Genomic DNA, 12,899 nt, shown 5'->3' with positions numbered 1-12,899 from the left:
GATGAAAAGGATCTTGACCGGTATCCTGGTGCTCTTGGGACTCGCCTTCGCCCAGTTCAAGAGCGAGTACAAGCTCTCCGTGGTGGTGGCTCCCAACACCGCCTGGGGCATGGGGGCCCAGAAGTTTGTCGATCTGGTCAAGGAGAAAACGGGCGGCCGGGTGAACATCAAGATTTACTTCTCTGGCCAACTCTTTGCCGGACAGCAGACCAACGAGTTCCAGCTTCTGCGCACCGGCGTGGCGGATTTCGCCATCGGCTCCACCATCAACTGGTCTCCCCAGGTGAAGGAGCTGAACCTCTTCAACCTGCCCTTCTTCTTCCCCAGCTACAGGGAGCTGGACGCGGTGGAGGAGGGCCAGGCGGGCAAGGCCATCTTCCAACGCCTCCGGCAGCTTGGCGCCGAGCCCCTTGCTTGGGGGGAGAACGGATACCGGCAGCTCACCAACTCCAAGCGGCCCGTCCGCACCCCAGAGGACCTCCAGGGGCTGAAGATCCGGGTGGTGGGGGCCCCTATCTTCATCGATACCTTCCGTGCCCTTGGGGCTAACCCCACCTCCATGAGCTGGGCGGAGGTGCTGACCGCCCTGCAGCAAGGGGTCATCGAGGGCCAGGAGAACCCCATCGTGGGGGTGATCATTCCCTACAAGCTCTGGGAGCTGGGGCAGCGCTACCTCACGGTGTGGAACTACGTGATCGATCCGCTGATCTTCGCCGCCAGCGCCCAGACCTGGCGCACCTTCCCCAGCGATGTGCAGAAAGCCATCCAGGAGGCTGCCCTCGAGGCGGCCCGTTACCAGAAGGCCCTGGCCCGCGCGGGAATGGACGACGGCACCGCCCTCCGCTACCTTTCCTCCCTGGGGGTGAAGGTGGAGATCACCGATCCGCTGGCCTATCTCCGGTCCCATGGCGTGCAAGTCACGGTCCTGACGCCCCTGGAGATCGGCCGCTTCCGGGAGCGGGTGTCGGGTGTGGTCCAGCGGTGGATGGGGGAGATTGGGGGGACCCTGATCGTCCAGGCGGAGGCGGACAAGAAGCGGGCCAAGTGATGCTGCGCAAGGTAGAGGAAACCCTCTTGGCCCTGCTCCTGGGTGGCATGGCCACGTTGGCCTTTGTCAACGTGCTTACCCGCTACTTCCTGCGCTATCCCCTGGCCTTTACGGAGGAAATCCTGGTGAACGCCTTTGTCTGGGCCACCCTGCTGGGCGTGGCCATCGGTTTGCGCGAGGACCAGGAGGGTGCTCACATCCGCTTTGTGGCCCTGACTGAGGTTCTTCCAGGGCCCTGGCGCCGGGGTTTTGTCGCCCTGGGCTTTGCCGTGTTTGCCCTCCTCTTCCTGCTTTTGGCCCTTCTGGCCTGGAGGCAGGTCCAGGACGACCTCCTCCTCAGGACCACCTCCCCATCCCTGGGCCTGCCCAATGCGGTCTACACCCTGCCCACCCCCCTCCTGGCCCTCTGGGTGGCCTTTCGCGCCTTAGAGGGGGTGTGGCGGAGCCTTCGGGGGTAGATGGATGGGGCTTGGGATCCTCCTCATAGGGCTCTTTCTTGCCCTCCTCCTCTTGCGCGTCCCCGTGGCCGCTGCCTTGGGGGCCAGCGCCGTTTGCGTGATTGCTGCCGGGGGGCTTGGGCTTCAGGTGGTTTCCTTCAACTTCCAGGCGGGGATTGCCAAGTTTCCCCTGCTGGCCATCCCCTTCTTCATCCTGGCTGGAGCGGTGATGGACCGGGCCGGCATCGCCGAGAGGATCGTGCGCCTTCTGGTGGCCCTCATGGGGGGATGGCGGGCGGGGGCGGCGATAACCACGGTTCTGGCCGGGATGTTCTGGGGTGCCGTGTCCGGTTCAGGCCCCGCCACCGTGGCCGCTTTGGGTGGGATTCTCATCCCCATGATGGTGCGCCAAGGGTATGCCCCGGGGTTCGCCGCTGGCTTGGTGGCCGCCTCGGCGGAGCTCTCCATCATCATCCCTCCTTCCATCGCCCTGATCGTCTACGCTACCCTGGCCAGCACCTCGGTGGCCCAGCAGTTTTGGGCGGGGATCCTTCCCGGAATCCTCATGGGAGGGCTCCTGGGTCTGGCTGCGGTCCTGGTGGTCCGGGCCCGGGGTTGGGGAGGAGCGGTGGAGGTGGGGATGCCCCGGTTCCGCCTCTTCCTCGAGGCGGTGCCCGGGCTCCTGACCCCACTGGTCATCCTGGGGGGCATCTACGGCGGGGTCTTCACCCCCACGGAGGCGGCCGCCGTGGGGGTGTTTTGGGGGCTTTTTGTGGGTTTCTTCGTCTACCGGACCCTGCGCCCCGCCCATCTCGTTCCTCTCCTGGTGGAGGCAGGGGTGTCCAGCGCCGTGGTCATGGCCATCGTGGCCTGGGCGGGGATCTTCGCCTGGGCTGCGGACACCGTGGGCCTGGTGGGAAAGGCTTCCCAGGTCCTTCTGGCGTGGGCGGGGAATCCCCTGGTCCTGATGCTCGTCCTCAACCTCTTCTGGCTGGTGCTGGGGATGCTTTTGGATGCCGTGAGCATCTACTACCTGACCCTGCCCATCCTGCTTCCGGTCATGCTCCACATGGGTTGGGATCCGGTGTGGATGGGCATCGTCATGACCGTAAACATGGCCATCGGGCAGATCACCCCACCGGTGGCGGTGAATCTCTTCGTGAGCGCCCGGATTAGCGGACTACCCATCGAGAAGATCTGGCGGGAGATCTGGCCTTTCGTCCTGGCCTCGGCGGTGGGCCTCCTCCTCCTGGCCTACTGGCCCTTCTTGCGGCGGGTGCTGTGGGGCGGCTAGGTGCGAGGCTCTTGCCCTACGCCCTGGGCTACGCCCTCTCCTACCTGTTGCGCTCCGCCAACGCCGTGCTGGCCGATCCCCTGGTCCGGGACCTTGGGCTCTCCCCTGCGGCCCTGGGAGGCCTGACCGCCTCCTTCTACCTGGCCTTCGCCCTGGGCCAGCTCCCCCTGGGAGGCCTCCTGGACCGATACGGCCCGCGCCGGGTGCTTTTCCCCCTTCTTCTTATCGCAGGCCTTGGGTCCCTCCTCTTCGCCCTGGGAACGGGTTTCACCCACTTGCTGGTGGGGCGGGGTCTGATGGGGGCCGGCGTGGCCCTGGCCCTGGTGGGGGCCATCCGGGCGTACCAGCTCCACAGCCCCCAGGGCATGGGGGCCCTGAGCGGGTTTACCGTGGCCCTCGGGGGCCTGGGCGGGTTGCTGGCTACGAGCCCGTTGGCCTACGCCGGCGAGAATCTGGGCTGGCGGGGAGCCTTTTTGCTCCTGGCCTCATTGGCCACGGCCCTGGCCCTCCTGGGCCTGGGGGTAGCCCCGCGGGACCCGTTGGCAGGGGAGGACCGCTTGGGAAGGGGTCCTCGAGGCGGCCCGTCGGGTACGGCTTCCCGAGCTTTCCAAGGGGAGGGTTCCTTTGGGGAGAGGTGCGGGCAGGTGGCGAGGGAACGCGGTTGTGGCCTCCATGGGCCTGGTGGCCTTCGCCTACATCGGCGGCTTTTTTGCCGTGCAGAGCCTGTGGGCCGGAGCCTATGCCTACGAGATGGGCCTCGAGGGTCCCTGGGTAGGTCGGTGGCTTCTGGTCCTAAACGCCGCCTCCATTGGTGGAGGAGTGCTGGCCGGGGTGCTGGCTGGCCTGTTGGGTACCGGACGCTCCCTGGGGATGGGGGTGGCTCTATTCAGCCTGGGCCTGGTGCTTTGGGCGTTGGGCGCTCCCTTGCCCCTGGCCTACGCCCTGGTGGGCCTGGGGGGTGGTTTCAACGCCATGGTCCTTGCCCAAACGGCCTCCCTGGCTGCGGATTCCGCTGGCCGTGCCATGGCCCTGGTCAACGTCACGGGGGTTTTGGGCATCTTTGCCATCCAGACCTCCTTTGGCCTGGCCGTGGAGCGGGGGGGGTACCCCCTCCCGCTCCTGGGGCTGGCCCTGCTTCAAGGCCTTGCCCTGGTGGGCGCCACGCGCATGCACCGGGAAGCCCTCGGGAAGGGGAGCCGGCCCTAACCGTTACCCATCCTTTTCCTGGTGGGCTATGGTTTCCACACGAACCTAGGGGTGCCTCTGAGGAAAGCCGGGCGTCCCGGGAGCTCGCTTCCCCCCGAGGCTCCTCGGGAACCTCCGGGACAGGTCTTGACATAATCGCGCAGGTTCGCTTAAAATCGCACAAACGATGCCCCTAGCCAGCTTAAGACGGCAAAACCTGCTTGAGCTCCTCCGCCAACACGGGGGTTTGAGTACCAAGGACCTGGCCCGGCACCTGGGGGTTTCCGAGGCCACGGTAAGGCGGGACCTGGCTGCCTTGGCCAGGCAGGGCCTCCTGCAGCGGGACCACGGCGGGGCCTTTCTCCCCGAGGCGGAGCCCCCCTACGCCGTGAAGCTCACCCAGAATCCCAGCCAGAAGGAGGCCATTGCCCGCAGAGCCAGCGGCATGGTCCCAGATGGGGCCACGGTGATTCTGGACTCCGGCACCACCACTCTGGCCCTGGCCCGCCTGCTGGCGGGCAGGGCCCTACGGGTTGTGGCCCTGGACGTGGCCCTGGCCCAGGCCCTGGCCCAAGGGGAGACGGAGGTCCTGCTCCCGGGCGGAAGGGTTCGGAATGGGTTCTACAGCCTGGTGGGCTCCTGGACCGAGGAGCTTCTGGGCCAGGTGCGGGCGGACATCTTCTTCCTGGGGGCCGATGCCTTCAATCCCGAGGGGATAACCAACCACACCTTCGAGGAGGCGGCGGTGAAGAGGAAAGCCATGGCGGTGAGCCAGCGCACCGTCCTCCTGGCGGACCGCAGCAAGTGGGGGAAAAGGGCCCCTGCCTTTGTGGCCCCTCTGAACGCCCTGCATCTCGTGATCACGGACCTCGAGGACCCTACCCTCGAGGCCCTGGTGCCGGTGGAGGTGGTACGTGAAACGCTTTGAAGCCCTTTTCGGACACAAGCCGGTCATCGCCATGGTGCACCTCAGGGCCCTTCCGGGCACTCCCCTTTACGACGGGGACCTGGAGGGGATCGTGAGCGCGGCGCGGCAGGACCTCCTGGCCCTGCAACAGGCCGGGGTGGATGCGGTGATGTTCGGGAACGAGAACGACCGGCCCTACGAGCTCCAGGTGGACCCCGCCAGCACCGCCACCATGGCCTACGTGATCGGCCGCCTGAAGCAGGAGATCCGGGTTCCCTTCGGGGTGGACGTGCTCTGGGACCCCATGGCCACCATGGCCCTGGCGGCCGCCACGGGGGCAGGCTTCGTGCGGGAGATTTTCACCGGCCTCTACGGATCGGACATGGGCCTCTGGCAGGGAAGGGCAGCGGAGGCCCTGCGCTACCAGAGGCGGCTCGGGCGGGATGACCTCTTCCTCCTGTACAACGTTTCCGCCGAGTTCGCCTCTCCCCTGGACTCCCGCTCCCTGGTGGAAAGGGCTAAAAGCGCGGTGTTTTCCAGCCTGGCGGATGCCATCCTGGTTTCCGGCCCCATGACCGGGGAGGGGGTGAACCTGGAGCATCTGCGGGCGGTGAAGGAAGCCTTGCCCCAGGTGCCGGTGCTGGCCAACACCGGCGTCCGGCACGAGACCGTGGAGGAGATCCTTAGGGTAGCGGATGGGGTCATCGTGGGCACGGCCCTCAAGGAGGAGGGGATCACCTGGAACCCCGTGGACCCCAAGCGGGCCCGGGAGTTCATGGAGATCGTCCGGGGGGCAAGGGGGCGGTGATGATCCTCGGGGTGGATGTGGGCACGACCTCGGTGAAAGCGGTCCTCCTGTCGGGGGAGGGGGAGGTGCTGGCGGAGGCGGAACACCCCCACGCCCTCCACTCCCCCCATCCCGGCTTCGCCGAGGAGGACCCGGAGAGCTGGTGGCAGGGCCTTAAGGCCACGGTCCGCCAGGTGCTCCAGGGCCGGGATCCCCGGGGCTTGAAGGCCCTGGGCATCTCCGGCATGGTGCCGGCCCTGGTGCTCCACGATGCCCGGGGACGTCCCCTGAGGCCCTCCATCCAGCAGAACGACGCCCGGGCCGTGGAGGAGATCCGGGAGCTCAGGGAGCGCTTCGGCGACGATTGGCTGTTTGCCCGCACCGGAGCCACCTGGAACCAGCAGGTCCTGGCCCCGAAGCTCCTATGGCTCAAAAGGCGGGAGCCTGAGGTTTGGGCAGGGGTGGCCTGGATCTCGGGCTCCTACGAGCACATGGCCTTCCGGCTCACGGGGGCCCGGTACCAGGAGGCCAACTGGGCCCTGGAGTCGGGGCTCTGGAACCCTTCCAGAGAGGCCTGGCTTGGGGAGGTGCTGGAGTACATCGGCCTGGAGGCGTCCCTCCTGGGCCCCGTGCGGCGGCCCTGGGAGGTGGTGGGGGAGGTGGATGCCCAGGTGGCCCAGGAGGTGGGCCTTCCCCATGGCCTTCCCGTCATCGCCGGAAGCGCCGACCACATCGCCGCCGCCCTGGCCTCCGGCCTCAAGGAGGAAGGGGAGGCGGTGGTCAAGCTGGGAGGGGCGGGGGATTTCCTCTATGCGGTGGACCGGTTCGCCCCTGTGCCCGAGCTCTTCATCGACTTCCACGACATTCCCGGCCTGTACGTGATCAACGGGTGCATGGCCACCACGGGGAGCCTCCTCCGGTGGTTTAGGGATGGGTTCCGGCCCGGGGTGGGGTTTGCCCAGCTGGACCAGGAGGCGGAGGCCGTGCCCGCGGGGGCCCAGGGCCTGGTGGTCCTGCCCTACTTCCTGGGGGAGAAGACCCCCATCCACGACCCCGAGGCCCGGGGCACCGTGGTGGGCCTTACCCTCACCCACACCCCCGCCCATCTCTGGCGGGCCCTGTTGGAGGCGGTGGCCTATGCCTTCCGCCACCATGTGGAGGTCCTCGAGGCCAGGGGACACCGGGTGGAGCGCCTTTTCGCCATGGACGGGGGTGCCAGGAGCCGGCTTTGGCGGGGGATCCTGGCCAGCGTCCTGGAAAGGCCCCTGGAGAGGCTTTCTGAAGCGAACCTGGGTAGCGCCTTCGGCACCGCCTTCCTGGCGGGGGTGGCCGTGGGGCTCTGGGGGTACGGGGATATAAGGCGCAGGGTAGAGGAGGTGACGGAGCCCGTGGGGGAGTGGGTCCCTATTTACCGGGAACTTTACGGGGTCTACCGGGAACTCTACGGCCGCCTCAAGGCCCTCTCNGGGAGTGGGTCCCTATTTACCGGGAACTTTACGGGGTCTACCGGGAACTCTACGGCCGCCTCAAGGACCTCTACCCGCGCCTGGGAGGTGGGTATGCCTAACGCCCTGGTGACGGGTGCGGGTAGCGGTATCGGCAAGGCCATCGCCGAGCGGCTGGCCCGGGATGGCTTCAAGGTGTGGGTCACGGACCTGGATGGGGAACGGGCCAAGGCGGTGGGGGAGGCCTTGGGGATGCCCCATCTGCCCCTGGACGTGACCTCGAGGAAGGACCTGGAGGCCGCCCGGGACCGGGTGTTCCGGGAGGACGGCCGGCTGGACGTCCTGGTGGCCAACGCCGGGGTGTCCACCATGAACCGCTTTCTGGACCTGACGGAGGAGGAGTGGGACTTCAACCTCACCGTGAACGCCAAGGGCACCTTCCTCACCCTGCAGACCTTTGCCCGGGCCATGGTGCACCAGGCCCTCATGCCGGGACGGGAGCTTAGGGGAAAGATCATCGCCACCGCCTCCATGGCCGCCCGGCAGGCGGCCCCCCTCCTGGCCCACTACACCGCCAGCAAGTTCGCCGTCTTGGGCCTGGTGCAGGCGGTGGCCAAGGAGCTCGCCCCCTACCGGATCACGGCCAACGCCGTCAACCCGGGGTTTGTGCGCACCTCCATGCAGGAGAGGGAGGTTCTCTGGGAAAGCCAGCTCCGCGGCATCTCCCCGGAGGGGGTGGTCCAGGAGTACATCCGCCAGACCCCCTTGGGCCGGCTGGAGCTGCCCGAGGACGTGGCCAAGGTGGTGAGCTTCCTGGCGGGTCCGGACTCGGACTTCATCACCGGGGAGGCGGTGGAGGTGAACGGCGGTGCCTGGATCTTCTAGGGCGATGGGGTGGCTGGCCCACGGGGCCCTGTGGCTTTTCAGCCTCCTCTTCCTCCTGCCCCTGCTCTGGACCCTGCGGAGCGCTCTCCTCCCCGAGGGGCTGGCCTACGCCCTGCCCCCTGCCTTCGGACCCTGGACCCTGGAGAACTTCTGGAATGTCCTCGAGGGGCCTTTTGGAAAGGCCTTTCGCAACAGCTTCCTGGTGGCCATCTCCGTGGTGCTCCTGGGCTTGCCCCTGGCGGCGGGCCTGGGGTATGCCCTGGCCCGCTACCGGGTGGGGGGGCACGGGTTGCGCTTCGCCGTGCTGGCCACCCAGATGCTTCCCCCCATCGTCCTGGCCCTGCCCCTCTTCGCCCTCATGCGGCTTTTCGGCCTGTCGGGGACCCTTTGGGCCCTGGTGCTCTCGTACCTGGCCTTCGCCCTTCCCTTTATGGCCTGGTTGCTCCTGGGGTTCTTCCAAAGCCTTCCCCGGGAGCTGGAGGAGGCGGCCTACGTGGACGGGGCCACGCCCTTCCAGGTGTTCTTCCGCGTGGTGCTGCCCCTGGCCACCCCCGGGCTCTTTGCCGCCGGCATCCTGGGCTTCCTGCTCTCGTGGAACGAGTTCCTCTTCGCCCTGCTCCTGTCGGGCCGGGACACCCAGACGGTACCCGTGGCCCTGTCCACCTTCGTCACCCAGCGAGGGGTGCTCTTCGCCCAGGTAGCGGCGGGGGTGGTGCTTTCCGTTCTTCCCGTGGCCCTTCTCGCCCGCATGGTGGACCGGTATCTGGTGGAGGGTCTCACCCTGGGGGCGGTGAAGTGAAGGAAGGAGGTGGGCTGGCATGAAAAGGTGGCTTGTGGTGGGGTTGGCTCTCGGGCTTGGGGCTTCCCTGGCCCAGGGGGTGGTGCTTCGGGCCCTCATGGAGGACGTGCCGGAAACCCGGATCATCGAGGCGCTCCTCCCCGAGTTCGAGCGGGCCACGGGCATCCGGGTGGAGTTCGAGAAGGTCCAGTACGGGGCCATGCACGACAAGCTGGTGGCCCAGTTCCTGACTCCGGAGAACGCCTACGACTTCCTGCAGGTGGACTTCCTCTGGGCGGGGGAGTTTCCCGCCGCCGGGTGGCTGGAGCCCCTGGAGTCTTATGTGAAGGCCTCGGGCTTCGACCTCTCCGTCTACTATCCCTCCATGCTGGACCTGGTGGGGTACTACCAGGGGAAGCTCTACATGATCCCCATGTACAACTACGCCATGGGGCTCATCTACCGCAAGGACCTGCTGGAGCGCAAGGACCTCAAGGACCGCTTCCAGGCCCAGTACAAGCGCCCTTTGGCCCTGCCCCGCACCCTGGAGGAGTACGTGGAGCTCTCCCTCTTCATGGCCAAAAACGCCGGGGTTTCCGGGGCCGCCATGCAGGGGCAGCGGGGGGACCCCAACTTCATGGAGTTCTCCAACTACCTCTTCGCCGCCGGGGGGGATTACGTGGACCGTAACTGGCGGGTGACCCTGAATAGCCCCCAGGGGGAGAAGGCCCTGAGCCTGTACGCGAGGAACATCCGGGAGGCAGCGCCCAAGGGGGCCCTGAACTTCAACCTGGACGACACCTTCCGGGTCATGTGCCAAGGCCAGGCCTTCAGCATGGTCACCTACTGGTGGATGCTTCCCCAGCTGGACGACGCCAAGCAGTGCCCCAAGGTGGCGGGCAAGGTGGCCCTGGCCCCCATGCCCGGAGGGGCAGGGGTGAACGGGGGGTGGGGCTGGGCCATCCCCAAAAACAGCCGCAACAAGGAGGCGGCCTGGAGGTTCATCTCCTGGGTGGAGTCCAAGGAGATCGTGAAGAAGCGCGCCCTGATGGGCCACGCTCCCACCCGCAAGGATGCCTTCCAGGATCCGGAGGTGCTGAGGAAGTACCCCTACTACCGCCAGGCGGAGGCCATCATCGCCAAGGCCAAGAAGGTGCCCATCTTCGCCTACACGGCGGAGATGGAGGACGTGGTGGGCCGGGAGATCAGCCTGGCGGCGGCCGGACGGAAGGCGGTTAAGCAGGCCCTACAGGATGCGGCCAAGGGCCTCGAGGGGCTCTTGCGCAAGGCGGGGCTTCTCCGCTGAGGGGGCAGGAGATGGGGCAGAGGGGGGTAGGCTGGTTGCTGGCCCTTCCGGGCCTGGCGGTCCTGGGTGGGGTGGTGGGCCTCCCCCTTCTGTACGCCCTCTTCCTCTCCCTGACCGGCTACAGCTTCCTCAGGCCGAGCTACGACTGGGTGGGGCCTGCTCGGTACCAGGAGGCCTTCCGCGACCCCTATTTCCTCCATGCCCTGGGCCTCACCGCCTTGTACGTGGCCGTTACCGTGGGCCTCACCCTGGTGCTGGCCCTGGTCCTGGCGGTCCTCCTGCAGCAGAACCTGCCCTGGAAGGGGTTTCACTACTTCGTGGTGAGCCTGCCCATGCTCATCGCCCCGGTGGGGGTGGGGCTCATATGGAAGATGATCCTGCACCCGGAGCTGGGGATTCTCTCCTACCTCTTCGGGAAGGTGGATTTCTTTGGGGATGCCCGCTACGCCCTCTTTTCCTTGGCCTTGGTGGACGTGTGGCAGCAGGTGTCCTTTGCCGCCTTGGTGCTCCTGGCGGGCCTGAGGAGCCTGCCCAAGGAGCCCCTGGAGGCGGCCTACGTGGACGGGGCCACCCCCTGGCAGGCCTTTTTGCGGGTGACCCTACCCCTCCTCCGTCCCGTGCTGGTGGTCCTCCTCATCCTGCAGACCCTGGCGGAGGTGCGCACTTACGACCTGGTCTACGTGCTGACCCGCGGGGGGCCCGGTTCCGCCACGGACCTGGTGAGCTACTACATCTACCGCAAGGCCTTTTTGGGCCTGGACCTCTCAGGGGCCAGCGCCATGGGCTACCTCCTCCTTCTCCTCACCCTGGCCCTGGTGGCGGCCTACTACCGGCTCCTGACACGGGGCTGACAAGCCTCTGGGAAGGTGGTGTGCGGTGGTGGAGCTTCTGGGGGTGCGAAAGCGCTACGGCGAGGTGGTGGCCGTGGACGGGGTGGACCTGGGGCTTAAGGAGGGGGAGTTCTTCACCCTGCTGGGCCCCTCGGGGTGCGGCAAGACCACCACATTGCGCCTGGTGGCGGGGTTCGAGGCGCCCGATGCCGGGGAGGTGCGCATCGGGGGGGAGCGGGTCAACGCCCTTCCCCCTGAGCGGAGGCCCATCGGCATGGTGTTCCAGAACTACGCCCTCTTTCCCAACATGACCGTATTCGGGAACGTGGCCTTTCCCTTGAGGCTGAAGGGGCTTCCCGAGAGGGAGGTGCGCCGCAAGGTGGGCACGCTCCTGGAGATGGTCCACCTGGTGGGCCTCGAGGGGCGCTACCCCAAGGAGCTCTCCGGGGGGCAGCAGCAACGGGTGGCCCTGGCCCGGGCCCTGGCCCGGGAGCCCAAGGTGCTCCTTTTGGACGAGCCCCTCTCGGCCCTGGACGCCAAGATCCGGGAGGAACTGAGGGGAGAGCTTAAGCGCCTGCAGAGGGAAACGGGCCTCACCACCCTGTACGTGACCCACGACCAGGAGGAGGCCCTAGCCCTTTCCGACCGGATCGCGGTGATGCGGGAGGGGAGGGTGGAACACCTGGGGACCCCCAGGGAGATCTACGAGGAGCCTGCCACCCCCTTCGTGGCCGCCTTTGTGGGAACCGGGGTCCTGGTGCCCGGGGAGGCCCGGGAAGGCCTGTTCCACCGGGACCGTCCCTGGCCCGTGCGGGTCAAGGGGGAGGGCCCGGGGTTCCTGCTCCTGCGCCCCGAGCGGCTCCGCCTGGAGGAGGGGGGGTTCCTGGAGGGCACGGTGGTGCTGGCCACCTACCTGGGGAGCCTGGTGCGCCTGGAGGTGGAGGTGGGGGGCCTGGTGCTGAAGGTGGACCTGCCCCCCGGCAGGGTGCCTGCCCTGGGGCAAAGGGTCCGCCTGGGGCTTCCTGAGGAGGCCCCCTTTGTACGGGAGGAGCGATGAGGCTGGGTTTTCGTCCCCCTAGGGATCCCGCGGCCTTCCTGGACTACGCCAGGGGCCTGCTTCACCGCTACCAGTTCATAGAGGTCCCCGGTTCCGCCGCGTTGGAGCTCTTCGAGGCCGCGCAGGAGGCCCGGTCCATGGGCTACGTCCTCACCTTCCACGCCCGCTACATGGACCTGTATCCCGGCTCCGGGGTTCCCGAGATCCGCCAGGCCTCCCTAAGGGTGCTCCGGGAGGATCTGGAGCGGGCCGCCCGCATGGGGGCCTTTCTGGTCAACCTGCATGCGGGCAACCTTCCCTGGACCGACTACCCGCCCCCTGGCCTCTCCCCGGCCCACGAGGCCCTAAGGGAGCAGGAGGAAAGGCTTAGGCGGGAGTATCTGGAAAGAGCCCTGGAGGGCCTGGCGGAGCTCGCCCTGCTGGCTTCGGACCTGGGCCTGAGGCTTACCCTGGAGAACCTTCCTGCTCCCCAGGAGGTTCCCAGGACCCCGGAGGAGATGGCCTTCTTCCTCCAGGTGCCCCAGCTGGAGTTCTGCCTGGACCTGGGCCACGCCCGTATGGCGGGACAGGACCCCATGGCCTTCGTGGAAGTCCTGGGAACCCGGTTGGTCCACGTTCACGCCCACGCCAACGACGGACGGTACGACCTCCACCTGCCCCCAGACCCGGAGGACCTAAGGGCCTTCGCCGGGAAACCCTGCACGGTGCTGGTGGAGCTTCCCCCCAGGAACGCATCGGAATACCTGGAGGTGTACGGCAGGTTGGCCTCAACGGGGCTGGTCCCCGAGGCAATGGGAGGTGAGGGATGAAGCGGCAAGCGGTTTGGATTCTAAGAGACTGTCGTAAAAGCCTCGCATCCTTGAAGGGTGCTGAGAACACGCACATCTTACCCCAGCGACCTCAGCGATGAGGAATGGGCCATCCTTGAGCCCCTGATCCC

Annotated in this window: 12 protein-coding genes and 2 pseudogenes; all 14 read left to right on the top strand. The window is 67.3% G+C overall.

From position 1 onward, the window contains the following. Nucleotide 1 precedes the first annotated feature (1 nt). Nucleotides 2–1,048, top strand: a complete 1,047-nt coding sequence (locus tag C2847_RS05280) for a DctP family TRAP transporter solute-binding subunit (protein WP_105317419.1) — start codon at nt 2–4, stop codon at nt 1,046–1,048. Next, on the top strand, nt 1,048–1,506 hold the full coding sequence (locus tag C2847_RS05275) for a TRAP transporter small permease (protein WP_105317418.1): 459 nt from the start codon (nt 1,048–1,050) through the stop codon (nt 1,504–1,506). The genes C2847_RS05280 and C2847_RS05275 overlap by 1 nt, the downstream gene beginning before the upstream one ends. Before the next feature lie 4 nt (nt 1,507–1,510). Next, nucleotides 1,511–2,779, top strand: coding sequence for a TRAP transporter large permease (locus C2847_RS05270; protein ID WP_105317417.1), 1,269 nt, complete (start codon nt 1,511–1,513; stop codon nt 2,777–2,779). Beyond that, nucleotides 2,767–3,324 (top strand): annotated as a pseudogene (locus C2847_RS13030) (MFS transporter); the annotation flags it as partial. The gene C2847_RS05270 and the pseudogene C2847_RS13030, both read left to right, overlap by 13 nt. Before the next feature lie 127 nt (nt 3,325–3,451). Beyond that, entirely contained in the window at nt 3,452–3,985 is a 534-nt protein-coding gene (locus C2847_RS12545; protein ID WP_244187358.1) for a ClcB-like voltage-gated chloride channel protein, read from the top strand. 166 nt (nt 3,986–4,151) lie between these two features. Beyond that, nucleotides 4,152–4,892, top strand: coding sequence for a DeoR/GlpR family DNA-binding transcription regulator (locus tag C2847_RS05260; protein WP_105317415.1), 741 nt, complete (start codon nt 4,152–4,154; stop codon nt 4,890–4,892). After that, nucleotides 4,879–5,679, top strand: coding sequence for a BtpA/SgcQ family protein (locus C2847_RS05255; protein WP_105317414.1), 801 nt, complete (start codon nt 4,879–4,881; stop codon nt 5,677–5,679). Before C2847_RS05260 ends, C2847_RS05255 begins: the two co-directional genes overlap by 14 nt. Then, a pseudogene (locus tag C2847_RS12425) lies at nt 5,679–7,123 on the top strand (FGGY-family carbohydrate kinase); the annotation flags it as partial. The gene C2847_RS05255 and the pseudogene C2847_RS12425, both read left to right, overlap by 1 nt. Before the next feature lie 94 nt (nt 7,124–7,217). After that, the gene (locus tag C2847_RS12420) at nt 7,218–7,988 is read left to right on the top strand and encodes an SDR family NAD(P)-dependent oxidoreductase (protein WP_208619933.1); all 771 of its coding nucleotides are present in this window, start codon (nt 7,218–7,220) and stop codon (nt 7,986–7,988) included. 4 nt (nt 7,989–7,992) lie between these two features. Next, nucleotides 7,993–8,787 carry a carbohydrate ABC transporter permease gene (locus C2847_RS05245; protein WP_105317412.1) on the top strand — a complete coding sequence of 265 codons (795 nt, stop codon included), beginning with the start codon at nt 7,993–7,995 and terminating at the stop codon, nt 8,785–8,787. Nucleotides 8,788–8,806: 19 nt separating this feature from the next. Next, nucleotides 8,807–10,072 carry an extracellular solute-binding protein gene (locus tag C2847_RS05240; RefSeq protein WP_105317411.1) on the top strand — a complete coding sequence of 422 codons (1,266 nt, stop codon included), beginning with the start codon at nt 8,807–8,809 and terminating at the stop codon, nt 10,070–10,072. A 35-nt stretch (nt 10,073–10,107) separates the two neighbouring features. Continuing rightward, nucleotides 10,108–10,923 carry a carbohydrate ABC transporter permease gene (locus tag C2847_RS05235; protein WP_164835642.1) on the top strand — a complete coding sequence of 272 codons (816 nt, stop codon included), beginning with the start codon at nt 10,108–10,110 and terminating at the stop codon, nt 10,921–10,923. A gap of 25 nt (nt 10,924–10,948) precedes the next feature. Beyond that, nucleotides 10,949–11,959, top strand: a complete 1,011-nt coding sequence (locus tag C2847_RS05230; protein WP_244187357.1) for an ABC transporter ATP-binding protein — start codon at nt 10,949–10,951, stop codon at nt 11,957–11,959. After that, a complete protein-coding gene (locus C2847_RS05225; RefSeq protein ID WP_105317408.1) occupies nt 11,956–12,768 on the top strand; it encodes a sugar phosphate isomerase/epimerase family protein in 813 nt (270 codons plus the stop codon). Before C2847_RS05230 ends, C2847_RS05225 begins: the two co-directional genes overlap by 4 nt. Nucleotides 12,769–12,899: the final 131 nt, after the last annotated feature.

It is taken from the genome of Thermus tenuipuniceus (assembly GCF_002964845.1).
Taxonomy (GTDB): domain Bacteria; phylum Deinococcota; class Deinococci; order Deinococcales; family Thermaceae; genus Thermus; species Thermus tenuipuniceus.
This window is presented reverse-complemented; position numbering and strand designations above follow the sequence as displayed.